Below are 23848 nucleotides of genomic sequence, written 5' to 3' on the forward strand. Positions count from 1 at the left end.
AGTTCCATGAAATTTAGGCCTCTGCATGACCGCGTCGTGGTCGAGCCGCTTGAGGAAGAAGAGAAGACCGCCGGCGGCATCATCATCCCAGATACAGCCAAAGAAAAGCCGATGCAGGGCAAGGTCCTTGCGGTTGGCAACGGCGCTCGCGGCGATGACGGCAAAGTCACCGCTTTGGACGTGAAAAAGGGCGACAAGGTCCTTTACGGCAAGTGGTCGGGCACGGAAGTGAAGCTGGACGGCAAGTCCATGCTGATCATGCGTGAATCCGATATTATGGGCGTTATCTAAAAAAGGAAGAGATCCAGAAATGGCTGCGAAAGACGTTAAGTTTGGCGCCGATGCCCGCTCGCGTATGCTGCGTGGCGTCGACATTCTGGCCGATGCCGTAAAAGTCACCCTCGGTCCGAAAGGCCGTAACGTGGTGATCGACAAGTCCTTCGGTGCCCCGCGCACCACCAAGGACGGTGTCACGGTGGCCAAAGAGATCGAACTCTCTGACAAGTTCGAGAACATGGGCGCACAGATGGTGCGCGAAGTTGCCTCCAAGACCAACGACGTGGCCGGTGACGGCACCACCACGGCGACCGTTTTGGCTCAGTCGATCGTGCGTGAAGGTGGCAAAGCGGTTGCCGCCGGCATGAACCCGATGGACCTGAAGCGCGGCGTCGAGCTGGCCGTCTCGGCTGTGGTCGCCGAGCTTCAGAAGAAGTCGAAGAAGATTTCCACAACTGGTGAGGTTGCCCAGGTCGGCACCATCTCCGCCAACGGCGAGGCCGAGATCGGCACCATGATCGCCGAGGCGATGGAGCGGGTCGGCAAAGAAGGCGTGATCACGGTCGAGGAAGCCAAGTCGCTTGAGACCGAGCTCGACGTCGTCGAGGGCATGCAGTTCGACCGGGGCTATCTCTCGCCGTACTTCATCACCAATGCCGACAAGATGGTCTGCGAGATGGAGAATCCCTTCATCCTGCTGCACGAGAAGAAGCTGTCGGGCCTGCAGCCCATGCTGCCGCTTCTCGAGACCGTCGTTCAGGCCGGCCGGCCCCTGCTGATCATTGCCGAGGACGTTGAGGGCGAAGCCCTGGCGACCCTGGTGGTGAACAAGCTGCGTGGTGGTCTGAAGGTTGCCGCCGTGAAGGCACCGGGCTTCGGCGATCGCCGCAAGGCCATGCTGGAAGACATCGCCATCCTGACCGGTGGCCAGGTGATCTCGGAAGACCTTGGCATCAAGCTGGAAAGCACCACGCTTGATATGCTGGGCACCGCCAAGCGCGTTGTCATCACCAAGGAAGAGACCACCGTCATCGACGGCGCCGGCAAGAAGAAGGAAATCACCGGCCGCTGTACGCAGATCCGCGCGCAGGCCGACGATACCTCTTCGGACTACGATCGTGAGAAGCTGCAGGAGCGTCTGGCCAAGCTGGCCGGCGGTGTTGCGGTTCTGCGTGTCGGTGGTGCCACCGAGGTCGAGGTGAAGGAGCGTAAGGATCGTGTCGAAGACGCGATGAACGCCACCCGCGCCGCGGTCGAGGAAGGCATCGTCATCGGCGGCGGTGCGGCCTTGCTGAACGCCGCCAAGGCGCTGGCCAAGCTGGAAGGCGTCAACGACGACCAGCGTGTCGGTGTCGAGATCGTCGCCCGCGCCCTGCAGTCGCCGATCCGTCAGATCGCCGAGAACGCCGGTCACGAAGGCTCCATCGTCGTCGGCAAGATCAACGATGCCAAGGACGCGGCAATTGGCTTCGACGCCCAGAACGGCAAGTACGTCAACATGTTCAAGGCCGGTATCATCGACCCGACGAAGGTCGTGCGTACCGCGCTGCAGGACGCAGCTTCGATCGCCGGTCTCTTGATCACGACCGAAGCCATGGTTGCCGATTCCCCCGAGAAGAAGGACGGCGGCGGCATGCCTGCCGCGCCTGACATGGGTGGCATGGGCGGCATGGGCGGCATGGGCTTCTAAGCAGCCCTCGCCAACCAAAGCCTGCCCAAACAGGCTTACAAAGGGGGGCCGTGGCGACAGCCGCGGCCCCTTTTTTTACTTTGAGGCTCGTTTCCTCATCACAATCGCAAAGCTGTCAGCCAGAGGCCGTCTTGATCGATATCCAGCGTGTCGCAACCATCATTGAAGAGATCGCCGCGAGCGAGGTCATGCCCCGCTTTCGTGGTCTGAATGCCGAAGACATTCAGGAGAAGGTGGCGGGGGAGCTGGTGACGGTGGTCGATCTGGCGGTTGAGCGTGCCTTGGCGGCGCAGCTTCCGGATCTGCTGCCCGGGTCCCTGATGGTCGGCGAGGAAGGCGTTCACGCCGCGCCCGAACACATGGAACGGCTGCATGGTTCAGGCCCGCTGTGGATTGTCGATCCCATCGACGGAACGCGTAACTTTGCCCGGGGCCGGGAAACCTTTGCCATCATGGTCGCCCTTGTCGAGGCTGGCGAAACCCGCGCCGCCTGGATCCTGGAGCCGGCCAGCGGGCGCTTCGGTATTGCCGAGGCCGGGGCAGGGGCCTGGATGAACGGCCGGCGCCTGCAGGTGGCCGCGCCGGGCCAGCCGGAGACAATGACCGGCAGTCTCCATGCCTCCCGCTATGCCCCGAAGGAACTCGGCCAGCGCGTCGAACAGCGCCGTGGCCAAGTCAAAGCGATCAAGTCATTGGGATGTGCCGGGGCCGAATATCTCCGCCTTGCCGAAGGCGCTGTGCATTTCTCCCTCTTTACCCGGCTGATGCCGTGGGATCACGTGCCGGGTGCCCTGATTCACCGGGAAGCCGGCGGGGTTTCCTTCTGTTTCGACCGCCAGCCCTACCGGGCCGACCGCTATCGGGAACTGGGCCTGTTGATGGCGCCGGATCAGGTGAGCTGGGACGCCCTCTACCGAACGCTTCTGGACGACTAGATCGGATCATGTTTTGACGGAACCACTTCGTGGTTGCGCCAAAACATGTGAATCCGATCGCCATCAAACAGTTAGAGCAGATTCACCCGGTCGATGGATCGCCTCCGGCGATTCCATCCGACCGGGATCTGCTCTAGCGACCGATCAAACGGCGCTGCAGCAGAACATGCGGGCCGATGGGCGGCAGGTCGAAGATGTCGCCGACCCGCTCGAATCCCTGGGCGAGATAAAACGGCTCCACTGTCGAGCGACCGTTGCACCACAGCAGACCCTCATCACTTTGGCTATCGGTCTGGGCGGTGGTATAGGCGATCAGACCGGCCAGCAGAGCAGCACCGATGCCGCGCCCCTGGGCTTCCGGCTCGACCGCCATGCCGCGGATACGCCAGGCTTGTTCGCTACCCGAATCAAGTGGATCTGAGTCGGGCGGTGCCTCATGAAAAACCGAGGCAATTCCGATGACTCGGCCGGCGGCGTCGCGATACCCCAGATGAAGCGTAGCGATTGCCTCATCCAGGGGGTAATGACAGTCGGCAAGGGTCTGGTTGGGCCGTAAAACCCGGTGCCGCAGGAGCAGGCAGTCGGCGGCCTTTATCGGCTCAATGGCGGGGTCATACTGGATGTGTTCTGGCATCAGGGGCTATCCGAATCTGGCTCTGGCACTTGTTGCGCAGTGGGCCTAGGGTTCGTGGACAAACGACCCCACGTCAATGCCCTTGCGCGTCATCCATCGATGCCGCGTGAGTGCTGTCATGGCGAAACCCGGTCGACAACAAAGACTATGGCAGAAGAGGAACGCAGCCAATGTTGGTGGGTGTACCAAAGGAAGTGAAGAACCACGAGTATCGCGTCGGCCTGGTTCCGGCCTCAGTACGCGAACTGGTTCATCATGGCCACAAGGTAACGGTCGAGACCAAGGCGGGTGAGGGGATCGGCTTTTCCGACGCGGACTACCAGGCGGCCGGGGCGGATGTCGCACCGGATGCGGACAGCGTCTTCGCCGCGGCGGAAATGATCGTCAAGGTGAAGGAGCCCCAGCCCGCGGAATACGCCCGGCTGCGCGACGGCCAGTTGTTGTTCACCTATCTGCATCTGGCCCCCGATCTTGCCCAGACCAAGGGCCTGATCGATTCCGGCAGTATCGCGATTGCCTATGAGACGGTGACCTCGGCGCGCGGCGGCCTGCCGCTGCTGGCGCCGATGAGCGAGGTGGCCGGACGCATGTCGATCCAGGTCGGCGCCCACTGCCTGGAGAAGGAGCAGGGCGGGTCCGGCATGCTGCTGGGCGGCGTGCCCGGCGTCGCGGCGGCCAAGGTGGTCATCATCGGCGGCGGCGTCTCCGGCACCAACGCGGCGCGCATGGCCATGGGCATGGAGGCTCATGTGACCGTCATCGACCGCTCCCTGGAGCGGCTCTACGAACTGGACATGCAGTTCGGCCCGATGCTGAACACGATCTATTCGACCGTCGATGCCATTGAGCGCCATGTCGAGGGTGCCGATCTCGTGGTCGGCGCCGTGCTGGTGCCCGGCGCTGCCGCCCCCAAGCTGGTCACGCGGCAGATGATCCGCAAGATGCGCCCGGGCTCGGTCCTGGTCGATATTGCCATCGATCAGGGCGGCTGCTTTGAGACATCGCGCGGCACAACCCACGATGCGCCGACCTATATCGAGGAGGGCGCGGTCCACTACTGCGTCACCAATATGCCCGGTGCCGTCGCCCGCACCTCAACCTTCGCCCTCAACAACGCCACCATGCCCTTTACCCTGGCCCTGGCAAACAAGGGCTATCGCCGGGCACTGGCCGAGGATGAACACTTGAAGCGAGGCCTCAACGTCGCCGGCGGCAAGGTTGCCTACAAAGCCGTGGCCGACGCCCACGATCTGCCCTACGTCCCGGCCGAGGAAGCCCTGGGACTCTAGAAGTATCGGTGGTTGAGGGGGAGGTACTCTAGGTCAGGATGACCGGGGCCCCCCTTTTTACCACCAGGCTGTGCTCGAATTGCGCCGCCAGGGCGCCGTCGACGGTCTTCAATGTCCAACCGTCGTCGGCCTGGTAGATCCTGCCCGACCCCTTGGTGAGGAAGGGCTCGATGGTGATGACCAGGCCTTCATGCAGAGGCCGGCGGTCCTTGGGATTGTAAACGTTGGAGACGGTGGGCGGCTCATGAATGGCGCGTCCGACTCCGTGGCCGGCCAATTCCGGGATCACCCGATATCCGCCGCGGCGGGCCTCCTTCTCGACCGCCTGACCGATGGCGTTGATCGGCCGGCCCGCTCGCACCGTCCGGATCGCCCGGTTCAGCGCCCGACGAGTGCAGCGGCAGAGCTTCTTGATCTCCTCGCTGGCCGGGCCGACGGAAAAACTGGCGCCGGAATCCGCCCAATAACCTTCGATCTCCGCTGACACGTCGATGTTGACCAGATCGCCCTGGCGGAGTGGACGCTTGTCAGGAATTCCATGCGCGATGGAGTCATTCACGCTGATACAGGTGGCACCGGGAAAGCCGTAGGCCAGTTCGGGGGCCGGTCGAGCGCCGAAAGCCCGGAGACAATCACGTCCGGCTGCGTCCAGTTCAAGAGGAGTGATCCCCGGCTGGACCAGCCCGCGCATGGCGGTCAGCGTCTCCCGCACCGCCGCGCCGACGCGCTTTAGCGCGGCCAATTGGTCGTCGGAATCGATGGTCATGAAGACGGCTCCATAGCTCGTTGTTTCCCGCAGCAAAACTGAATTTGCCCTAGTCTCTCCGGCTTGTCACCGCCGGGAGGCTGTGCGAGCCTTTTTGGCAGGATCTCCCTAAACACCAAGGAAGATATCTTCATGGCCTGTTGCCATCATTACTTCGAGCCGACTGAGGGCGGGGACAACGCTTTTTCGGTAGACGCCTCGTCCATCACCTTCGGGCGCGGCTGTCTGGCGGAGGCCGGGACGGTGGCAAGGGCCCTGGGAATCGGCCGTATCGCCGTGATGACCGACAAGGCGTTACGGGGCCAGCCGTTCTTCGAAAAGGTCGAAAAGGCGCTCACCGCCGCCGGCGTCGATGTCGCGGTCTATGACGAGGTGAAGGTCGAGCCGACCGATGAGTCGTTCCAGGCGGCGACCCGCTTTGCCGCAGAGAGCAAGGCCGACGGCTTTCTCTCGCTCGGCGGCGGCTCGGTCATCGACACGGTGAAGGCGGCCAGCCTCTATGCGACCTATCCGGCCGACTTCCTGACCTATGTGAATGCCCCCATCGGCGAGGGTAGGGCAGTGCCCGGCCCCTTGAAGCCTCACATCGCCTGTCCCACCACCTCGGGCACCGGCAGTGAGTGCACCGGGATCGCGGTCTTTGACCTGCTTGCCATGAAAGCGAAAACAGGCATCGTCTCCCGCGCGCTCAGGCCCGACCGGGCCCTGGTCGATCCGGACGTGACCGCGAGCCTGCCGGCCAACGTGGTGGCCGCCAGTGGCTTCGATGTTCTCAGCCATGCCCTGGAATCCTACACCGCCCAGGCTTATACGAAGCGCAAGGCGCCGGGCGATGCCAATCTGCGGCCGATGAGCCAGGGCGCCAATCCCTGGAGCGATCTCGGTTGTCGCGAAGCCCTGCGCCTGCTCGGCATCTACTTTGCCCGGGCGGTCGCCGATGCCGACGATGCAGAGGCGCGCGAGCAGGTGATGTGGGCTGCGACCCTGGCGGGGATCGCCTTCGGCAACGCCGGCGTTCATGCGCCGCACGGCATGGCCTACTCGGTTGCGGGGCTGGTGCGCGACTTCCAACCCGATGGCTATCCGGACGCGGAACCTTTGATCCCCCATGGGATGTCGGTCATCGTCAACGCGCCCTCGGTATTCCGCTTTACCGCGCCGGCCTGCCCCGACCGTCACCTTGAGGCATCCGGCTGGCTGGGCGCCGACCTGCGGGGTGCAGGCGAGGGCGACGCCGGCGAGGTGCTCAGCAGCCAGATCGTCGCCCTGATGCGGCAAACCGGCATGCCAAACGGGCTGAGCGGTGTTGGGTATGAGGAGACGGATCTGGCTCCACTGACCGAGGGGGCCTATCCGCAGCGCCGCCTGCTGGACAACGCGCCGCGCGAAATCAGCCGGGATCGTCTGACCGATCTTTACCGCGACGCTCTGGCCTATTGGTAAAATCGGCGGAAATCCTGCCTTTCTGCCAGCTAACCGAAGGGGTCTGGCCTCACGTTTGGCGTTCAATTGGGTCTAGCTCGAAGCCAACCGGCAGGACTAGACTGACGTCCAAGATAGAACCCGTGTTCCGCAATTTTTCGGGAAAGTTGGTCCGATGAACGTCATTCCGCCGATTCCAAATTCGCTTGAACAGCATTGGATGCCCTTCACGTCCAACCGCCACTTCAAGGCAAACCCGCGCATCCTGACGGCTGCGAAGGGCATGTACTACACCACCGACCACGGCGACCAGGTGATCGACGGATCAGCAGGCTTGTTCTGTGTCGCAGCCGGACATGGCCGGCGGGAGATTGCCGAGGCGGTAAACGAGACGCTGACCACCTTGGATTACGCGCCGCCGTTCCAGTACGGCCATCCGGCATCCTTTGAGGTGGCACGGCGTCTCGCCTCGATCACGCCGGGCGACCTCAATCACGTTTTCTTCTCGAACTCCGGTTCCGAGGCAGTCGAATCGGCGTTGAAAATTGCGCTCGCCTATCATAAGGCGAAGGGCGAGGGACAGCGCATGCGCTTGGTCGGCCGCGAGCGCGCCTATCACGGCGTGAACTTCGGGGGCCTGACGGTCGCCGGGCTGCTGAACAACAAAAAAGCCTTCGGCCTGGGTCTTCCAGGTGCCTGTCATCTGCGTCATACCGAGCTGCCGGATCATCAGTTCGTCGAGGGGCAGCCCGAGACAGGGGCCGAGCTGGCCGAAGATCTGCAGCGCTTCGTCGATCTGCACGGCGCGGATCAAATCGCCTGCTGCATCGTCGAGCCGATTGCCGGGTCGACCGGCGCCCTGATCCCCCCCAAGGGATATCTGCAGCGCCTGCGGGAGATCTGCGATGCTCATGGCATCCTGCTGATCTTCGACGAGGTGATCTGCGGCTTCGGGCGCACCGGCAAGCAGTTCGGCGCCGATGCATTTGGGGTCATCCCCGACATGGTGACCATGGCCAAGGCTTTGACCAACGGTGTGGTGCCGATGGGTGCCGTTGCCTGTAGCGATCATATCTATGAAACGATTACCGAGGCTGCGCCTGGTAACAGCATAGAACTGTTCCACGGCTACACCTATTCCGGTTGTCCGGTCGCCTCGGCGGCAGCGATTGCCACCCGCAACATCTTCGACGAAGAGGATCTGGTGAACCGCGCGGCCAAGATGACTCCGAAGTTCCAGGAGGCGCTGTTCTCTCTGCGGGATCTGCCGGTGGTTGCCAACATCCGCGGCTACGGCCTGATGGGCGGTGTCGATCTGGCCACGGCTGAGGCGCCGGGTGCCAGGGGCTTGCGGACGACGCAAGAGTTCTACGATGCCGGCCTCATAGTGAAGATGACCGGCGACTGTGCGTTGATCTCGCCGCCGCTGATCTGCGAAGACCAGCATATCGACGAGATCTTCACAAAGCTTCGGGATGTGCTCTCCAAGCATTGATCGACGGAGCATTCGACCCTTTGAAGAGGCGGTCTCGTGGGGGACCGCCTCTTTGATTCAGGGGTCAGCCGAACAGGACGGTCGGTAGCCAGAGAGCAATCTCCGGCCAGATGGTGATGAGGCTGACGCCGAATACCATCAACAGGAAGAACGGTAGGGCGGCGACGGCAACACGATTGATCGGAACGCCGGTTAATCCCTGCAGCACGAAAAGGTTGAAGCCGACCGGCGGCGTCATCTGGCCCAGTTCGACCATCAACACCAGGAAAACGCCGAACCAGATAGGGTCGAAGCCCATGGCGACAACCGGCGCCAGCGTGATCGGCAGGCTCATGACGGTGATCGAGATACCGTCCAGGAAGAGCCCCAGAATCACGTAGAAGACAGCAAGGATGGCGATCAACTGATAGGGCCCGAGCTCCATCACCGCGATGGCCTTGGCGACATCCTGCGGCACATGCATGTAGCCCATGGCAGTAGACAAGAACGCCGCCGCTACCAGGATCGAGCAGACCATCGCCGATGTGCGTACGGCGCCCATCAGGCTTTCGACCAGCAGCCGCCAGCTTAATTGTCTCAAGCAAAGCCCCAGGAGGAGGGTTCCGGCGACGCCGACGGCGGCGGCTTCCGACGGTGTGGCAAGGCCGGAGTAGATGGCGCCCAACACAACCCCGATGAGGGACAGAATCGGCAGCAGGTCGAGGCCGGCGCTCAGCAGACTGTAACGCTCCGTCTTCTCGCGCGGCGCCAGTTCCGGCGAAGCGGCACAGCGCAGGGCGATATAGGCGGAGTAGAGCAGGGCCACCATCAGGCCCGGCAGGATACCGGCGGCAAAGAGGCGGGAGATCGAGACCTCCGCCAGCACCCCGTAGATGATCATGACGATCGAGGGCGGGATGAGCAGGCCCAGGCTGCCGGCCCCGGCGAGCGAGCCGATGGAGAGGCTCTGGTCGTAGCCACGGCGCTTCAGTTCCACCGTGGTGATCTTGCCGATGGTCGCCGTCGTTGCCGCCGAAGAACCGGAGACGGCGGCAAAGAGGGTGGAGCCCACCACGTTGGTATGGATCAGGCCGCCGGGAACTTTGGCGACGAAGGGCGTCACGCCGCGAAACAGCCGCTCGGAGATGTTGGTTCGGAAAATCATCTCCCCCATCCAGATGAACAGCGGAATGGCCGCCAGCTCCCAGGAACTGGCGCTGCGGAAGAGGATCTTGCCGAGGATGGCGCCGATACGCTGCGGCGGAAAGTCCAGCACAAGGACAAGGCCGCAGGTGGAGACCAGCAGCAGGCTGACGAAAACCCAGGTGCCTGACCCCAGGAAAAGCAGGATGAGTACAAGGACAATGAGGCCGGAGAGCAGGGCGTCCATCTATTCGGCCACATCCTGGTTCACCGGATTACCGCCCTTGGCGATCCGTAGGAAGTAAGCCAGGAGCTGCAGCATGAAGAGCATGAGGCCAAGCCAGACGGCGCCGACTGGAAGCCAGAGGGGCACCTCGGCGATGCTCTCCGACACCGACCCGCGGGTCCAGTGACGCAGGGCATCGCGCCCCACCCACCAGGCACAGAAACCGGCCATGACGAAGGAGGCGGCGATACAGCAGAGTTCGACGAGGCGCCGGGGCCGCCCGCGCAGATGCCCCACCGCCAGATCGACCCGGATCAATGCCCCCTTGTCGAGCGCATAGCCCAGCGACAAGAAGGTCATCGCCGCGACGGCATAGCCCACGAACTCGTCCAGGACGAAGGTCGAGGAGGCAAAGAAACTCCTCAGCACGATCTCATAGACGATGTGCAGAAAAAGGTAGACGAGGAGGAGGGCCGCCAGCGCGCCGGCAGCGCGGCTGATCATGCCGACGGTACGCTCGAACACCGGCCCCCCTCTTTCCCGCGAACGCCGGACTAGTTGTTGAAGGCCTTGATGATTGCCGCGCCCTTGTCGCCGGTTTTGGCCAACCATTCGTCGCGCGCCTTGGCGCCAGCATCGTTCAGCGTTGCCAGATAGTCGTCGCCCACGCCGGTGACCACCGTCATACCGGCATCCTGCATATCCGCATAGTTCTGCGCCACGCGGCTTTCGACAGCCTCCCAGACATAGTCTTCCGCCATCTTTGCGGCCGCAAGAACGGCGGCCTGTTGTTCGCCCGACAAGCCGTTCCAGGTATCGAGGTTGATGTGGGCCATGTTGAGCGGCATGGCGTAGTTCACCTCGGTAAAGTGGGAGAGATGCTCCCAGAACTTGGCATTGGTTCCGCCCTCGGCAGAGGTCAGAACCGCCTCGATGCCACCGGTCGAAAGCTGGGGTACGACGTCGGCCCAGGAAAGCTGGATCGGGGCGGCGCCGGCTTGCTGCAGCGTGATGGTGCCGTTGGCGTCGTAGGTCCGGATCTTCAGATTGGTGATTGCGGTTCCGCTATCGACCGGCTTCTTGGCCCAGATGCCCGACGGCGGCCAGGGCGAGGCCCAGAGCAGTTTCTGATTGTTGTCGGCAAAGATCGCCTCATAGTCCGCACGGGCGATTTCCATAAGCTTGCGCGCTTCGCTCGGTGTTTTTGCCAGGAAGGGCAATGAAGGCAGCAGGAACATCGGGTCGATGCCGCCCAACGGGCCGACGTAGGTATTGGCGATGGGCAGCGCGCCGTCCGCGACGGCATCCAACTGATCCTTGGACTTGAAGCCGATGGAGCCACCGAAGTGATGGGTGATTTCGATCGCCCCGCCGGTCAGTTCCGACAGCTTGCTGGAAAACAGGCGGTCGCCTTCGGCGTGTATCGAAGTATCGTTATACTCGTTGGCCATATCCCATTTGACTTCGGCAGCCGACGCGCCGAAAGGCAGCGCTGCGAGCGCCAAGCCGGCCAGGATTTTGCGGAATCCGTTCATGTTTGCCTTCCCCTGTTCTTCATCCCGCTTTATCGCGGTGATTGGTCGAAGGGCAATCATAGCGGAGAATCCCGAAGCCGCAATTTAACTGCGCGGTCAGCAGCGCAGGCCCCGGCCATTCGAACGGCGGCGATAGTCGATGACCCCGCCGCGACGGTCTGTTTCGATCACACAGCAGCGCAGCAAGGCATCTTTCAGTTTTCGGCGACCGCGCTGAACGCGGGACTTCACGCCTGAAATTGAAAGGTTAAGACGTTCCGCCGCCTCGGCCTGGGTCAGACCTTCGATATCGGTCAAGAGCAGCGCCCCCGCATAGGGCTCAGGCAGGCTGCGGATAAGCGGGGCGATGCAGCGCGCCAGCTCGCCTGTGGCTGCAGGTCTTTCAGCGTCGCCTGTAGATTGTTCCTGTATACCCGGCGCGGCAGCCTGGGATAGAAATTTCCCCTCCGTTGCGCGGCGCCGGTAATGGTCTGATATCGCATTGCCTGCCACCCGCAAGGCCCAGGCAATCGGGCTGCGGGCTTTGGCGAGCGCCTCCTGACTTTGGACGAGGCGCAGCAGGATTCCCCCCACGACGTCATCCACCGACGATGGATCGACACGCCGGCGCACGTAGCCGCGGAGCCTGGCTTCAAAGTCCGTCCAGGCGCCGTCGTCGAAGGATACCTGCTTCGCCATCGCTACTGGGCCTCACCCTAAGCCGATGTCTTCCGTCGCTTCCTTACGCGCACAGCAAACGCCGCCAAGAGTTTCGCGCGCCGGGGCAGGATTGTCATCGGTGATCCGGTACCATTCCCAGCGCGTTCCATCCGGCGCCCGCGACCAGACCTTGTCCTGGGTGGCATGACAGCAGGTCTCGTCGCGCTGCACCTCTTCCAGAATCCCGGCATCGGTCAGTCTTTGCAGGTTACGCCCCAGAAGTTCGCGATCCAAGACCTCGACGCCCAGATGGTTCAGGCGCTCGCCCGCATCGGGCTGTTCGAACAGCACCAGCTTCAGCGGCGGCGCCTCGATCGCAAAGTTCGCATAGCCGTCGCGCCGTTTGTGGGGCGTCACCCCGAACAGCTTGCTGTAGTAGGCCACCGCCTGATCGATATCGGGCACGTTCAGGGCCAGTTGAAGCCGCATGGTCTCACTCCTTCCAGGTTGGTTATACCTGGTTAGACGCAGACCCCGGCAAAAGGACGCAAAAATCTGCGCACAGCCCCCTGTTTACTGCGCAGCCTGCCCGGCCAGGGGCAGGTCCGCGGCTTTCTCCAGACGCAGTGCCTCCTCCCGGGCGGCTTCCGCCTTTGCCATCTCCCGCCGCCGCGCGACCTCTATCGCAACCGCCCCCACAAGGGTAACGGCGATGATCAGCACCGCCAGGGCCGCCAGGTCGGGCTGGGTGCCCATGCGCACCTTGCCGGCAAGCACGGTCGTCAGCGTGCTGTCCGCCTGGATGGTAAAGACCGTGGTGTTGTAGTTCTCGAAGGACGTCAGGAAGGCCAGGCCCATGGCCGAAAAGATCGCCGGCCGCAGGAAGGGCATCAGCACCTTCCAGAAGACCTGGACATGGGTGGCCCCGAGATCCAATGCCGCTTCTTCCTGGGTGCGGTCGAAACGCTGCAAGCGGGCGAGGAAGATCAGCATGGTGTAGGCCGAGATGAAGGTCGACTGTCCGATGATCGTCAGGAACATGCCGCTGTAGTAAAAACTCTCATAGTCGGCATCCACGAAGGTACCCAGGCGATCCCAGAACACCAAGGTGGAGATGCCCAGGATGACGCCGGGCATCAAAACCGGTGAGACGACGATGGTGTAGTAAAAGGTCTGCAGCTTCGCGTGGACCTGGGTCATGAGGATGGCGGCAGCCAGGCCGATCGGCACCGATACGATCATCACCCCGATACCGATCCAGATCGAGTTGCGGATACCCTCCATCATCAGGTCGTCTTCGAAGAGGGTAGGGAACCAGCGCCAGGTAAAGCCCTCCCAAGGGATCACCTGGGGAAAGTCCACATCGTTGAAGGCGGCAGTCCCCATCATCATCAAGGGCGCAAAAAGGAAGAGGAAGAAGAGGAAGATATAAAACGAGACCAGGAGATTCTGGATCTTTGCCGAACTCATTTCGCGATCTCCCCAAGGCTGACCTTGAAGATACGCATCACCGCAAGGACGAAGACCAGACAGGCCAGTAGCAGCACGATGGCGTAGGCCGCACCCTGCGGCCAGTTGCCGCCGGTGTTGAACCAGCGATAGATGATCTGGGTGAACCAGAAGCTTGAGGGACCGCCGAGGATCTGCGGTGCCGCCAGGGCGCCGGCCGAGAGCATGAAGACCAGGGTACAGCCGGAAGCGATGCCGGGCTTGGCATGGGGCATCACGACCCGCCAGTGGATACGCCACCAGGGGGAGCCCAGGTCGCGCGCTGCCTCCACCTGATTGTGATCCAGACTTTCGATGGCGTTATAAAGCGGGAACACCATCAGCAGGATATAGGCGTAGGACAGACCGGCATAGAGCGCCACGTCTGCGCGGATGAAATCGATCGGCTGATCGATGATCCCAAGGGTCTGCAGGATGGCATTGATGACCCCAGAGGTGCCGAAGAGAATGCGAAAGGCGAAGGCGCGCAGGATCTCGTTCACCCAGAACGGCAGGATGAGCATGAGGATCATCGCGCGGGCATGGCCGCCCTTTGCGACCTGTGCGACGTAGTAGGCGATGGGATAGCAGATGATGAAGTTGATCAGCGTCACGAAGATGGAGGCGATGATGGTCCGCAGGAAGACCGTCAGATGCAGCCAGTTGAACATCTCCTCATCGCCGGGCCGCCCAAACAGCAGGTAGCGATAGTTCTTGAGCGTATAGACATCTTCCGGCCCACCGATCTTCGCCGGCGGCAGGTTGAAGCGGAACGAAAAGTCGAGCATGTAGGCCTGGGGCAGGACGATCATGATCGCGACCCAGAGAAAAACCGCGCCCAGCAGGTAGGTCGAGATGATGATGCCGTTGCGACGAAAGAAAGTTGTCATGGCGCGGTCATCCCTTGCTCAGGAACAGGGTGCCGTCCGGGCGCCTGGAAGGATTATTCATCAGCAACCTCCCCGACCGGCAGGACCACTGCCCGATCCGGCTGAAACACCAAGGTCGCTGCCGAGCCCTGAGGAAAGGCCGGCAGATCGCCGGAGTTGGTCATCGACATGACGATCGGGCTTGAACCTTCGCCCCGCAGGAAGACCGAAAAGAAGGACCCCTCAAACTCGCTGTTCAACACCGTGCTTTGGATGGTGTTTTCGCTGGCGGAAGCGCCGTTCAGATAGCTCAAGGATTCCGGACGCACGAAGAGCATCGCCTCGTCGCCGGTTCTTAGACCGCTCAAATTACGGCCGCGCAGGGGGCCGAAATGGGATTCGACGACGGCATATTTGCTGTCCACAGCGGTGATACGGCCGACGAAGGGATTGTTCTCACCGACGAAGGAAGCGACGAAAGCGGTCTGGGAGTTCTCGTAGACATCGGCGCCGACGCCGACCTGCTGGATCACACCCTGGCTCATCACCGCAATGCGGTCCGACATGGTCAGGGCTTCGCCCTGGTCGTGGGTGATGTAGATGAAGGTGATGCCGACGCGCTGCTGGATCGCACGCAGTTCGGTGCGCATGTGCTGGCGCAGTTTCAGGTCGAGGGCCGACAGCGGCTCGTCCAGCAACAGAACCTCCGGCTCCACCGCCAGGGCGCGGGCGATGGCGACACGCTGCTTCTGGCCGCCGGAAAGCTCACTCACTTTTTTATCGCCCTGACCGTTGAGGGCGATCAGATCCAGCAGTTCGTCTGCCCGCTTGCGCCGCTCCGCCTTACTGGCGCCACGCACTTCCAGGCCGAAAGCGATGTTGTCCGCGACGGACATGAGGGGAAAGAGGGCGAGGTTCTGAAAGATCAGGGCGGTCGGGCGCTTGTTCGGCCCGATGCCGCGCATGCTCTGCCCGCCGATCCTGACATCGCCCTCCGTCGGCTCCAGAAATCCGCTGACGGCGCGCAGGATTGTCGTCTTGCCGCAGCCCGACGGGCCGAGGAAGCTGAAGAATTCGCCGCCCTTGATACTCAAGTGTGCATCTTGGACCGCTGTGAAATCGCCGAAGCGAATCGTTACGTGGTCCAGATCAACATCTGCACTCATGCCTGCTTGCCCCCGTCTTGCCGCTGGACGCCCTGGGGCGGCCGCTCACTTGTTGCTACCGCGCCTCATGCATTGGGCGCGGTTCACTGAATGTATATCCCTACATGCCTATAGCCGGCAATGCCGGCGCAATCCCATTCAAGCGCTGAATAGTTCCTGGCTGATGGGATTGGGGCCCCGACCATCGGCCGGGGCCCCATACCATGAACCCAGAATCAGGCGGCGACGAACTTGTCGCTGTATTCCGCCCGGATCTCTGTGTACCAGGGCTCCGAAGGCGGCCACCACCAGAGCCGATCCAGGGCATCGCCGGGATAAGCTTCGCTGAAGGCCTTCTTGCTATCGGCGGACAGATGATTTTCTGCCCCGACGGCAACCGGGTTATAGCCGGTTTCGTTGGCGATCAGTCCGTTCACCTGAGCATCGTAGACGTAGTTGATGTACTCATAGATCTGATCGGTGTTCTTGGCACCGATCGGCATCGCGAGGCCATCAAGCCAGGTGAGGGCGCCTTCCTGCGGCGCCATGTAGGTCACCGGCTTGCCCTCTTTCTTCAGGCGCAACGGCGGGCCGTCCCAGGTCTGGCCCAGCACCACGTCGTTCTGCATGAAGCCGTTGATCTGGCCATCGGCATCGTTCCAGAACTGCTTCAGCCAGGACTTGTGCTCAACGGCGAACTTGCCGATCTCGTCCCAGATGCGCCGCATGCTCGCTTCGTCCTTGTAAGCGTCGAGCATGCGGTTGGAGGGAACCTTGCCGGAGGCGTCGAGATGCAGGCCGATGCCCAGCATCATCGAGTGCGGACGGCCCATGACCTTGCCCTTCATTTCCGGGCGCCAGAGGTCGCCGTAGGACAGGTTGGTATAGTCCTGTTCCCACTTGTCGGTGCGCCATGCCAGGGCCTCGGTGCCCCAGTGGTAGGGCAGGTGGTGGTTTCCACCATCCCAGGTCCAGCCGTCGGTCGAGCCCTTCAGCAGGCCCGGCACGATCATGTCGGTCTTGACCCGGCTCATATCGAAAGGCTGCAGCAAGCCAAGCGGCTTCCACTCACCGGCACGGTCAACGGTCGGCCCGATCAGGTCGAAACCGCGGCCCTTGGTGGCCCGCATCTTGTTCAGAAGCTCTTCGTTGGAGCCGTAGGGTGTGTGTTTGATCTTGATGCCGGTATTCTTCTCGAAGCCTTCCAGGAAGGACTTCGGCAGATAGTCGGACCAGTTCATGACCACGAGTTCGCCAGAGGAAGCCAGGGCCTCCGGGCTGATGATGGCCGGAGCGACGGCCATGATGGCGCCGCCGGCAGCCGCCTGCTTCAGCATGGTCCGGCGCGTGAAGCCCCGCACCGCGCGGTGCGTCTTCATGCTGGATGTCGGTTTTCTTGTCTTACTCACGCTAGTTCTCCCCTCAAACAATGACGTGGAGAGTGCTGCCCGGAAGCGGGCAGACGTCCCTGTAGACTGTTTGTCGATGTTGGTCGTTTGTCGATTACGTTTTATGCTTATCCTTGAGTCTGGCAGCGGGCTTCGAAAGGTGTCAAGGCCAACTCCCGGCCACCCATGGTGCCAGTCCGCCGGGGAATCTGACAATGTGGTATGATCGAGCGCCATTTTGCAAAGGGATCCTTTGGTTTTCGGCGCTTAGCCTGCTGGTCAGCGCCGATCCGGCGCAGGCTCAGGACCGCGACCTGACCCGGGTGATTTATGACTACGCCGTTACAAGCTATTGCGGGACTCTGGATCTGGACGTCGAGCGCGGGTTTCGCACCGAGCTGGAAACCCTGACCCGGAGGTCGGGCCTGGACACCGAGGGCGCCCGCAAGCAGCGCCTTAAAGGCTGGGTGCAGGCAGACCGGGAATGGAGCAACCGGGGCCTGGGCGGCTTCCGCGCCTGGTGTCAGGATGAAGGCGTTGCGGCAAGCCGCCACTTTCGCGCTATTGCGATAGGTGAAAAGGAACCATAGGTGGCTGTTTCTTTCCGACGGGCCGGTCCTGGCGGGGCTCTGGAGCTTGAGCGTTGGGGCGCAGCCTCCTAAGTTGAACTAACGAGTTTAGGAAAAGCACACAAGGCCATGCGCGACTTCATTTTCCCGGTGCGGCACGACGGCGACCTGGGGCTTCAGGCCCAGCTCCGCCGGCAACTGATCGACGCCATCGTCGACGGCCGGCTTTCGGGCAGTGATCCGCTGCCGTCCTGCCGCCGCCTGGCGCAGTCGCTCGGCGTATCGCGAAACACCGTGGTCCTGGCCTATCAGGCCCTGGCCGACGAAGGCCTGCTGATATCGCGTGAGCGGGTCGGTTACTTCGTCAACACCGACATGGTCTTCCAGCAAACCGAGACCAAGGGCGGCTATCCCGAGCTGGAAGCCGGGCAGACGGTCGAATGGTGGAGCCGCCTGCGGCTGCACCCCTCTGAACTGGTCAATGTGGAGAAGCCGCGCAACTGGCGGCGCTATCCCTATCCCTTCATCTACGGCCAGCCGGACCCCACCTTGTTTCCGGTCTCTACCTGGCGCACCTGTTCGCGTCAGGCGCTGGGCGTCGATGCGATCCAGAAATGGACCGAGGACAATTTCAACGAGGACGACTCCCACCTGATCGAGGAGATCAGAACCAGGGTGTTGCCGCGTCGCGGGATCAAGGCCAAGCCCTCGGAAATACTGATTACCCTGGGCGCGCAGAACGCGCTCTTTCTCATCGCCGAACTGCTGGCCGGCCCCGGTAAGATCCTTGCTGTCGAAAACCCCGGCTATGTCGATACGCGCAACATCTTCGCTTTGAAGGGAACAGAGATCAGGCCGATCCCGGTGGATCGCGAGGGCATTGTCGTCGACCACCGCCTGGACGACTGTGCCTGCGTCTACGTTACGCCCAGCCACCAATCGCCGACGACCGTCACCCTGCCGCTCGAACGGCGCATGGCCTTGTTGGAGAACGCACAGAAATCTGACTTCCTCGTTATCGAAGACGACTACGAGGCTGAGGCCAACTTTCTGCATGCGCCGACCACAGCGCTTAAGGCCATGGACCGCTCCGGTCGTGTGATCTACATCGGCAGTTTCTCAAAGTATCTCGGCCCCGGCCTGCGCATGGGCTACATGGTGGCGGCCGAAGAGTTCATTCATGAGGCGCGGATGTTGCGCCGCCTCATGCTGCGTCACCCGGCGACCAACAACCAGCGCACCATGGCTCTCTTCATCGCCGGCGGTCATTACGATGCGCTGGTGCATCGCCTGCAGCGCGACTTTCGGATCCGTTGGGAAATGATGGGCGAAGGCCTGGCCAAATACCTGCCCGAGTTCGCACCCCGTCCGTCCTGCGGCGGAACCAGCTTCTGGCTGGAAGGTCCGAAGAGCCTGGATACCGACGTTCTGGCGCGCGAGGCCCTGGCCGAGGGGATCGTGATCGAACCCGGCTCGATCCACTTCCACTCCAAGAAGCCGCCGCGAAACTTTATGCGCCTCGGATTCTCGTCAGTGGAACCCAGGCGTATCGTGCCGGGCCTGCAGGCCTTGCGCGGATTGATCGATAGTAAGTTGGAAAAACGGGACTGACACGGCGAGCCGTTAGAGGCGCGCCCGGTCAGCCGTTCATGACGCGGTCGATCTGCGTCTGATCCAGCGTATCCATGTTGCCGTTGATGATCGAGGAAGCGACATCCACAAAGCTCTGCAGCTTGCGGGTGACGCCTTCGACACCAAGTTGAAGCGGTCCCTCAGCCCCTTCGTCAATCAAGCCCTTGATCCTCGGCATGGCCTCGGCGATCAGCCGATTCATTTGCTCAACCGTGGCGTCAAAGGCCTGACGGTAGTTGGCCGGCGCATTGTCATAAGCAAGAATCGCCAACTCGGCATCGGAAAAGCAGCTGTCGCGGAAATGGTCCGCATAGCTCTTGGGCCGCCACTCCCGACAATCCTCGAAGCAATCCGGCATCGAAGGAACCATCTCAAGAAGCATGATTATTTCATTGAAGTGATTGAGATAATCAGTAGCGAGAAGGGTGTTTTCGTTGATGTTCTTGCCGCGCACCAGCAGACGATAGGTGCCGGTGAAACCGGCACCTTTCTCGGGCATGTCGGGGGTTCCATCCCCAGCGCTCCCGCTGGATGCCTCTTCTGTGGTCAGAGCTTGGGTTTCCGATGAAGCCATAAGTTGATCCTAATCCGCCGTACTTGCGCGCGGCGACCCAGTCTTTTCATGCTGCGCATTCGAACACGGAATTCAATCACAGTGCTGGTTTATTTTTCCTTTCCGAAGGAAAAAACCCCAGTAATTGGCGACACTTAAGAGGTGATTCTGTGTCTATCCCCGCGCGAACGTCACTGGGCCTTTCTAAACAAAAAAACTGTCCGGCTTGTACTGGTCCACATTGGTGTAAAACACCGTGACCTCATCTTCTTCGGCAATATCGTCAATAGCGGTAAGCAGAGCCCAAAGCCCCAAAGGATCTTCTTCCCATGAAACAACGGCATTGGGCTGCGCGGCATGATTGCAAAAGGTTGAAAGGCCAAAGGCCAGGAGACAGTCATAGTCGGCACCCTCGCGATAGGTCACCGGGTCGGCGAAGTAGTAGACGAACACCGTGGTCTGATCGATGAGCGGACGTTCCGCCGCAGGCAACCGAATTGCCGGGGCCCGCTCGATAAGGGTCCCGGCGGCAATCGCACGGCTTGCCCGTACCCCTCGGCCCTTGCCGGGAATTGCCTCGATTTTCAACATTGCCTCATTCCCCAGTCGCTTCATCCCCGATTTCTTGAGGCATGGTTACATAGGCGCAGTTCAAAGCAAAACGCTCGAACGGCTCTGACCGCCGGGTTTTCAGATAGGCGAGGCCAGCCCCCGCACATCCCCTCTATCCCGGCAAAGCATGAAGCGGCATCTTGCGACCTGATGCCAGTCTCATTAGGCTCGCCAACCGTCGGCGCCGGAACCTGCTTTGCGGGGGGCTTGGCAAACAGGATTCAAAAACAGAGGCGAGTGAACTGAGATGACCAAAGTTGCCTTCATCGGGCTTGGCGTCATGGGCTTTCCCATGGCCGGGCACCTGGCCTCCGCCGGCCATGACGTAACGGTCTACAACCGGACCGCGGCGAAAGCGCAGGATTGGGTGGCCAGACACGGCGGGGCCGCCGCCGCGACCCCGCGGGAAGCTGCTGAGGGCGCCGAAATCGTTTTCTCCTGCGTCGGCAACGATGACGACCTGCGCAGTGTGATTCTGGGCGGCGAGGGGGCTTTTGCCGGAATGGCCGAGGGTACGATCCTGGTGGACAACACCACCGCTTCGGCCGAGGTTGCCCGCGAGCTGGCAGCCGCCGGCAACCAACGCGGCGTCGCCTTCATCGACGGCCCTGTTTCGGGCGGGCAGGCAGGGGCGGAAAACGGCGCCCTTACGGTCATGTGCGGCGGCGATCAGACGGCTTTCGACCGTGCGCAGCCGGTGATCGATGCCTTTGCCCGCGCCGTCACCCTGATGGGGCCGGTAGGCGCCGGACAACTCACCAAGATGGTCAACCAGATCTGTATCGCTGGCTTGCTGCAGGGTTTGTCGGAAGGCATGAGCTTCGGCCAGAAGGCCGGCCTCGACATGGACAAGGTAATCGATGTGATCTCCAAGGGGGCGGCGCAGTCCTGGCAGATGGAAAACCGTGCCTCGACCATGTGCCAGGGGTCTTTCGATTTCGGCTTTGCCGTCGACTGGATGCGCAAGGACCTCGGGATCTGCCTGGCGGAGGCGCACAACAATGGCGCCCGCCTGCCGGTGACCGCCCTGGTCGATCAGTTCTATGCCCAGGTTCAGGCCCGCGGGGGCAAGCGTTGGGATACCTCCAGTCTGATGCACCTGGTGGCCAACGACTGATCTGCCATAACCGCTTCCATCCTTGGTCGCCGCCGACTTGGGAAAGAGTGAGTTCATGACTTTGCAAGTTTTCGCGCTGCAGGCCGTCTTTACCGGCGTGTTTGCGACCCTGATACTCGATATCTGGCAGCGGCTGCTATTTTCGGTTTCGGGTATTCCACCGGCCGATTGGGGCCTGATCGGCCGGTGGTTCGCCTATCTTCCCAAAGGCCGTCTGATTCATCGGCCGATTGGCGAAACCCCGGCGGTGGCAGGCGAGGCGGCCATCGGCTGGACCATGCATTATCTCGTCGGTATCGCCTATGGCTTTGCCTATCTCGGCCTGATGGTTTTTGGCTTGGACCGGCCGCCAAGCCTGTTGAACGGTTTTGTCTTCGGGGCCGTTTCGGTGGTGATCCCCTGGTTCATAATGCAGCCCGGCCTGGGGGCCGGGATCATGGCGCGCCTTGCGCCCAACCCCTGGATCCCGCGACTGAACGCCCTGGCCAGCCACGCGCTCTACGGTATCGCCCTCTATGGCGGGGTCCAACTGGCGGCACAGTTGTAGTCCGAAATAGGAAGAGGGGCGGAGCAACCTTTCGGCTGCACCGCCCCTCAGGGCAAAATCGCCTAAACCAGGGTGCCGAGGTTCAGATCGTTCTGGTCCAGATCACCCGTGACATTGGTCACCGTCGCCAGGACCGTGTCGAAGACCGCATCCCCGGTGGTGTCGACCGAGATCACGGCATCCTGGCCAATCCCTGCCTGTTGCACGTCAACCCGGGAACTGCGATCCACGTCCGCGACGCTCAGACCGTCCAGCAGAGCGTCGAGATCGATGCTGTCCACGCCCGTCGCATCGAACCCGTCGATCAGATCGCCGGCATCGACGATATCGTTGTAGATGAAGGTATCGCTGCCGGTCCCGCCAATCAAGGTGTCGTTGCCGGTTCCACCGACAAGAGTGTCGTCACCCGAGTTGCCATAGAGCAGATCGTTGCCGTCGCCGCCGAGGATGCTGTCGTTGCCCCCGCCGGTGACGCTGCCGTTGGAATCACCATAGACCGTGTCATTGCCACTGCCGGCATCAATGACGTCATCACCGCCGCCGTAGACGGAAGCCGTACCACCATCAAAGGCGAGGGCGTCGCCGGCAATGAGATCGGCGCCGCCACCGCCGAAAATAGTGTCATCGCCGCCATACTCGGCATCGGCCAGTCCGCCCTGGGAAAGAGCGTCGCCGGAAACTTTGTCGTTGCCACCGCCGGCAAAGATGAGATCCGTGCCGTCGTGTTCGGAAAAGAGGCTGAAATTGGAGCGAGCCGTACCGCCGCCCTGCGCAAGGGAATCGCCCGCGATCAGGTCGTTTCCACTTCCGCTGTCGATGGTATCGCTACCAGCGCTGGCCATGCCTTCCAGAGAGGCACTGCTGTTGAGAGTCGCCGTTCCGCCGCCCTGAACCAGCACGTCGCCGGAGATGGTATCGTTGTTGCTGCCGGTCGTGATGCTGTCGTTGCCTGCATGGCTGCCGGCAAAGGCCAGATATTTGCCAAAGCCGTTGACGTGGCATCACCGATGGCCAACGCGTCACCGGCGATCAGGTTCTTGCCGCCGTTACCGTTTATGATATCGCTGCCTGTCGTGCCGCCCTCTCTTGCATCGTTGAACAAGAAGGCCGACGCCCGGCCAGAGGTGCTGACAGCAAGGGAGCCGCCGGAGAGAACGTCAGCGGCGCCATCGCCTGTGATCGTGTCGCTGCTCGAAATGCCGCCATAAGCGATGTTCCCCGCCCATGCCTCAGCCAAGCCATCACTGATGGCCAGGGCTTCTCCTGCGATGCTGTCAGACCCATCGATTCCGCGCAGGCTGTCGTTCCCCGCCTCCGCGGTTGCCCCGGTGGCTGTGTTCCCAACACCGGCTCGCGCACTAAGGTCGCTGATCGCCAGAGCGTCGCCGGCCATTGCGTCGTTACCGATGCCCCCACCGACAGTATCATTGCCGGCGATGGCGTCCAGCCCATCGGTCAGTGATTCAGCAAGTGCCGTTCCGTTCTCAGCATGCGCGAGCGTCTCTCCTGACAGATTGTCGGCACCACTGCCGCCGAGAATGGAATCATTCCCTTCCGTAGCGCCGCCGCCGGCGCTGATGATGGAAACCGCAGAAGCCGGAGCGTTGCTTGCTACATCCAGGTCTTCGCCAGCGATGTTGTCGGCACCGCCGCCGCCGGAGAGGCGGTCGTTGCCGCCCAGTCCTTCGATCAGGTCATCACCAATGCCCCCACCGATGGTGTTGTCGCCGTCATCACCGGAAACCAAGAGGGCCAATGCGGCCAGTGTAGGGATGGACACTCCTTGCAGGGTGAGAGCAGGTTGCAAGCCACCTTCCAATACATCCGGGGCAGGGATGTTGGTACTGGAAACCGGGGTCTGAGAGTTGTTCTGTGCCATTACGCTATACTCCGTAGATC

At 62.0% G+C, this 23848-nt stretch carries 25 protein-coding genes; 10 read left to right on the top strand and 15 right to left on the bottom strand.

Annotated features, from left to right (window positions below; genetic code table 11):
- The first annotated feature begins 6 nt into the window (after positions 1–6).
- The 3 genes from groES to HBA54_RS02025 all read left to right on the top strand — a co-directional run bounded on the left by groES (position 7) and on the right by HBA54_RS02025 (position 2901).
- Positions 7–291 (top strand): co-chaperone GroES, encoded by a 285-nt coding sequence (groES, locus tag HBA54_RS02015; protein ID WP_167220790.1) that lies wholly within the window; start codon positions 7–9, stop codon positions 289–291.
- Between the two features lie 19 nt (positions 292–310).
- Entirely contained in the window at positions 311–1966 is a 1656-nt protein-coding gene (gene groL, locus HBA54_RS02020; protein WP_167220792.1) for a chaperonin GroEL, read from the top strand.
- 131 nt (positions 1967–2097) lie between these two features.
- The gene (locus HBA54_RS02025) at positions 2098–2901 is read left to right on the top strand and encodes an inositol monophosphatase family protein (RefSeq protein ID WP_240932442.1); all 804 of its coding nucleotides are present in this window, start codon (positions 2098–2100) and stop codon (positions 2899–2901) included.
- Positions 2902–3034: 133 nt separating this feature from the next.
- Here HBA54_RS02025 and HBA54_RS02030 read toward each other — a convergent pair whose 3' ends face one another.
- Positions 3035–3535, bottom strand: coding sequence for a GNAT family N-acetyltransferase (locus tag HBA54_RS02030; RefSeq protein ID WP_167220794.1), 501 nt, complete (start codon positions 3533–3535; stop codon positions 3035–3037).
- Positions 3536–3705: 170 nt separating this feature from the next.
- Between HBA54_RS02030 and ald the strand changes: the two genes are divergently transcribed.
- A complete protein-coding gene (gene ald / locus HBA54_RS02035; RefSeq protein WP_167220796.1) occupies positions 3706–4824 on the top strand; it encodes an alanine dehydrogenase in 1119 nt (372 codons plus the stop codon).
- Positions 4825–4852: 28 nt separating this feature from the next.
- Here the strand turns inward: ald and map are convergent, their stop codons facing one another.
- Positions 4853–5590 carry a type I methionyl aminopeptidase gene (map, locus tag HBA54_RS02040; protein ID WP_167220797.1) on the bottom strand — a complete coding sequence of 246 codons (738 nt, stop codon included), beginning with the start codon at positions 5588–5590 and terminating at the stop codon, positions 4853–4855.
- A gap of 132 nt (positions 5591–5722) precedes the next feature.
- Between map and HBA54_RS02045 the strand changes: the two genes are divergently transcribed.
- Positions 5723–7033, top strand: a complete 1311-nt coding sequence (locus tag HBA54_RS02045) for a hydroxyacid-oxoacid transhydrogenase (RefSeq protein WP_167220799.1) — start codon at positions 5723–5725, stop codon at positions 7031–7033.
- Between the two features lie 154 nt (positions 7034–7187).
- The gene (gene aptA / locus HBA54_RS02050) at positions 7188–8507 is read left to right on the top strand and encodes an omega-aminotransferase AptA (RefSeq protein WP_167220801.1); all 1320 of its coding nucleotides are present in this window, start codon (positions 7188–7190) and stop codon (positions 8505–8507) included.
- A gap of 64 nt (positions 8508–8571) precedes the next feature.
- On the opposite strand, the gene HBA54_RS02055 is transcribed toward aptA, so the two are convergent.
- The 9 genes from HBA54_RS02055 to HBA54_RS02095 all read right to left on the bottom strand — a co-directional run bounded on the left by HBA54_RS02055 (position 8572) and on the right by HBA54_RS02095 (position 16940).
- A complete protein-coding gene (locus tag HBA54_RS02055; RefSeq protein WP_167220803.1) occupies positions 8572–9876 on the bottom strand; it encodes a TRAP transporter large permease in 1305 nt (434 codons plus the stop codon).
- Complete coding sequence (locus HBA54_RS02060) at positions 9877–10380, bottom strand: TRAP transporter small permease subunit (RefSeq protein ID WP_167220806.1); 504 nt, start codon at positions 10378–10380, stop codon at positions 9877–9879.
- A 29-nt stretch (positions 10381–10409) separates the two neighbouring features.
- Entirely contained in the window at positions 10410–11390 is a 981-nt protein-coding gene (locus HBA54_RS02065) for a TRAP transporter substrate-binding protein (RefSeq protein WP_167220808.1), read from the bottom strand.
- A gap of 96 nt (positions 11391–11486) precedes the next feature.
- Positions 11487–12068 carry a sigma-70 family RNA polymerase sigma factor gene (locus HBA54_RS02070; RefSeq protein WP_167220810.1) on the bottom strand — a complete coding sequence of 194 codons (582 nt, stop codon included), beginning with the start codon at positions 12066–12068 and terminating at the stop codon, positions 11487–11489.
- 12 nt (positions 12069–12080) lie between these two features.
- Complete coding sequence (locus HBA54_RS02075; RefSeq protein WP_167220812.1) at positions 12081–12518, bottom strand: ArsI/CadI family heavy metal resistance metalloenzyme; 438 nt, start codon at positions 12516–12518, stop codon at positions 12081–12083.
- Between the two features lie 84 nt (positions 12519–12602).
- A complete protein-coding gene (locus HBA54_RS02080) occupies positions 12603–13499 on the bottom strand; it encodes an ABC transporter permease (protein ID WP_167220814.1) in 897 nt (298 codons plus the stop codon).
- Entirely contained in the window at positions 13496–14407 is a 912-nt protein-coding gene (locus HBA54_RS02085) for an ABC transporter permease (protein WP_167220816.1), read from the bottom strand. The genes HBA54_RS02080 and HBA54_RS02085 overlap by 4 nt, the downstream gene beginning before the upstream one ends.
- Before the next feature lie 53 nt (positions 14408–14460).
- Positions 14461–15552, bottom strand: coding sequence for an ABC transporter ATP-binding protein (locus tag HBA54_RS02090; protein WP_167220818.1), 1092 nt, complete (start codon positions 15550–15552; stop codon positions 14461–14463).
- 215 nt (positions 15553–15767) lie between these two features.
- Positions 15768–16940, bottom strand: coding sequence for an extracellular solute-binding protein (locus HBA54_RS02095; RefSeq protein ID WP_322095959.1), 1173 nt, complete (start codon positions 16938–16940; stop codon positions 15768–15770).
- Between the two features lie 194 nt (positions 16941–17134).
- Between HBA54_RS02095 and HBA54_RS02100 the strand changes: the two genes are divergently transcribed.
- A complete protein-coding gene (locus tag HBA54_RS02100; RefSeq protein WP_167220820.1) occupies positions 17135–17509 on the top strand; it encodes a hypothetical protein in 375 nt (124 codons plus the stop codon).
- 108 nt (positions 17510–17617) lie between these two features.
- Positions 17618–19099, top strand: coding sequence for a MocR-like pyridoxine biosynthesis transcription factor PdxR (gene pdxR / locus HBA54_RS02105; RefSeq protein ID WP_167220822.1), 1482 nt, complete (start codon positions 17618–17620; stop codon positions 19097–19099).
- A gap of 28 nt (positions 19100–19127) precedes the next feature.
- Here pdxR and HBA54_RS02110 read toward each other — a convergent pair whose 3' ends face one another.
- Both HBA54_RS02110 and HBA54_RS02115 read right to left on the bottom strand, forming a co-directional pair.
- On the bottom strand, positions 19128–19619 hold the full coding sequence (locus HBA54_RS02110) for a hypothetical protein (protein WP_167220824.1): 492 nt from the start codon (positions 19617–19619) through the stop codon (positions 19128–19130).
- 258 nt (positions 19620–19877) lie between these two features.
- Positions 19878–20264: an SET domain-containing protein-lysine N-methyltransferase gene (locus HBA54_RS02115; RefSeq protein ID WP_167220825.1), complete on the bottom strand. Its 387-nt coding sequence runs from the start codon at positions 20262–20264 to the stop codon at positions 19878–19880.
- 268 nt (positions 20265–20532) lie between these two features.
- On the opposite strand from HBA54_RS02115, the gene HBA54_RS02120 reads away from it, so the two are divergent.
- Complete coding sequence (locus tag HBA54_RS02120) at positions 20533–21402, top strand: NAD(P)-dependent oxidoreductase (protein ID WP_167220827.1); 870 nt, start codon at positions 20533–20535, stop codon at positions 21400–21402.
- 55 nt (positions 21403–21457) lie between these two features.
- Positions 21458–21949, top strand: a complete 492-nt coding sequence (locus HBA54_RS02125) for a DUF2938 family protein (protein ID WP_167220829.1) — start codon at positions 21458–21460, stop codon at positions 21947–21949.
- Positions 21950–22011: 62 nt separating this feature from the next.
- Here the strand turns inward: HBA54_RS02125 and HBA54_RS29410 are convergent, their stop codons facing one another.
- Together HBA54_RS29410 and HBA54_RS02135 are read right to left on the bottom strand one after the other, a co-directional pair.
- Complete coding sequence (locus HBA54_RS29410; RefSeq protein WP_167220831.1) at positions 22012–22791, bottom strand: calcium-binding protein; 780 nt, start codon at positions 22789–22791, stop codon at positions 22012–22014.
- Positions 22740–23828 (bottom strand): calcium-binding protein, encoded by a 1089-nt coding sequence (locus HBA54_RS02135; RefSeq protein ID WP_167220833.1) that lies wholly within the window; start codon positions 23826–23828, stop codon positions 22740–22742. Before HBA54_RS02135 ends, HBA54_RS29410 begins: the two co-directional genes overlap by 52 nt.
- Positions 23829–23848 lie beyond the last annotated feature (20 nt).

The organism is Pelagibius litoralis (assembly GCF_011683915.1).
Classification (GTDB): domain Bacteria; phylum Pseudomonadota; class Alphaproteobacteria; order Kiloniellales; family Kiloniellaceae; genus Pelagibius; species Pelagibius litoralis.

What these genes read in the sequence shown, in the direction of transcription:
- HBA54_RS02110 (WP_167220824.1), bottom strand. Translation starts at nt 19,619, where the DNA reads ATGCCCGAGAAAGGTGCCGGTTTCACCGGCACCTATCGTCTGCTGGTG.
- HBA54_RS02135 (WP_167220833.1), bottom strand. Translation starts at nt 23,828, where the DNA reads ATGGCACAGAACAACTCTCAGACCCCGGTTTCCAGTACCAACATCCCT.
- HBA54_RS02065 (WP_167220808.1), bottom strand. Translation starts at nt 11,390, where the DNA reads ATGAACGGATTCCGCAAAATCCTGGCCGGCTTGGCGCTCGCAGCGCTG.
- HBA54_RS02100 (WP_167220820.1), top strand. Translation starts at nt 17,135, where the DNA reads ATGTGGTATGATCGAGCGCCATTTTGCAAAGGGATCCTTTGGTTTTCG.
- pdxR (WP_167220822.1), top strand. Translation starts at nt 17,618, where the DNA reads ATGCGCGACTTCATTTTCCCGGTGCGGCACGACGGCGACCTGGGGCTT.
- HBA54_RS02120 (WP_167220827.1), top strand. Translation starts at nt 20,533, where the DNA reads ATGACCAAAGTTGCCTTCATCGGGCTTGGCGTCATGGGCTTTCCCATG.
- ald (WP_167220796.1), top strand. Translation starts at nt 3,706, where the DNA reads ATGTTGGTGGGTGTACCAAAGGAAGTGAAGAACCACGAGTATCGCGTC.
- HBA54_RS02070 (WP_167220810.1), bottom strand. Translation starts at nt 12,068, where the DNA reads ATGGCGAAGCAGGTATCCTTCGACGACGGCGCCTGGACGGACTTTGAA.
- HBA54_RS02045 (WP_167220799.1), top strand. Translation starts at nt 5,723, where the DNA reads ATGGCCTGTTGCCATCATTACTTCGAGCCGACTGAGGGCGGGGACAAC.
- HBA54_RS02085 (WP_167220816.1), bottom strand. Translation starts at nt 14,407, where the DNA reads ATGACAACTTTCTTTCGTCGCAACGGCATCATCATCTCGACCTACCTG.
- HBA54_RS02125 (WP_167220829.1), top strand. Translation starts at nt 21,458, where the DNA reads ATGACTTTGCAAGTTTTCGCGCTGCAGGCCGTCTTTACCGGCGTGTTT.
- groES (WP_167220790.1), top strand. Translation starts at nt 7, where the DNA reads ATGAAATTTAGGCCTCTGCATGACCGCGTCGTGGTCGAGCCGCTTGAG.
- HBA54_RS02115 (WP_167220825.1), bottom strand. Translation starts at nt 20,264, where the DNA reads ATGTTGAAAATCGAGGCAATTCCCGGCAAGGGCCGAGGGGTACGGGCA.
- HBA54_RS02075 (WP_167220812.1), bottom strand. Translation starts at nt 12,518, where the DNA reads ATGCGGCTTCAACTGGCCCTGAACGTGCCCGATATCGATCAGGCGGTG.
- HBA54_RS02030 (WP_167220794.1), bottom strand. Translation starts at nt 3,535, where the DNA reads ATGCCAGAACACATCCAGTATGACCCCGCCATTGAGCCGATAAAGGCC.
- HBA54_RS02055 (WP_167220803.1), bottom strand. Translation starts at nt 9,876, where the DNA reads ATGGACGCCCTGCTCTCCGGCCTCATTGTCCTTGTACTCATCCTGCTT.
- aptA (WP_167220801.1), top strand. Translation starts at nt 7,188, where the DNA reads ATGAACGTCATTCCGCCGATTCCAAATTCGCTTGAACAGCATTGGATG.
- map (WP_167220797.1), bottom strand. Translation starts at nt 5,590, where the DNA reads ATGACCATCGATTCCGACGACCAATTGGCCGCGCTAAAGCGCGTCGGC.
- HBA54_RS29410 (WP_167220831.1), bottom strand. Translation starts at nt 22,791, where the DNA reads ATGGCCAGCGCTGGTAGCGATACCATCGACAGCGGAAGTGGAAACGAC.
- groL (WP_167220792.1), top strand. Translation starts at nt 311, where the DNA reads ATGGCTGCGAAAGACGTTAAGTTTGGCGCCGATGCCCGCTCGCGTATG.
- HBA54_RS02080 (WP_167220814.1), bottom strand. Translation starts at nt 13,499, where the DNA reads ATGAGTTCGGCAAAGATCCAGAATCTCCTGGTCTCGTTTTATATCTTC.
- HBA54_RS02090 (WP_167220818.1), bottom strand. Translation starts at nt 15,552, where the DNA reads ATGAGTGCAGATGTTGATCTGGACCACGTAACGATTCGCTTCGGCGAT.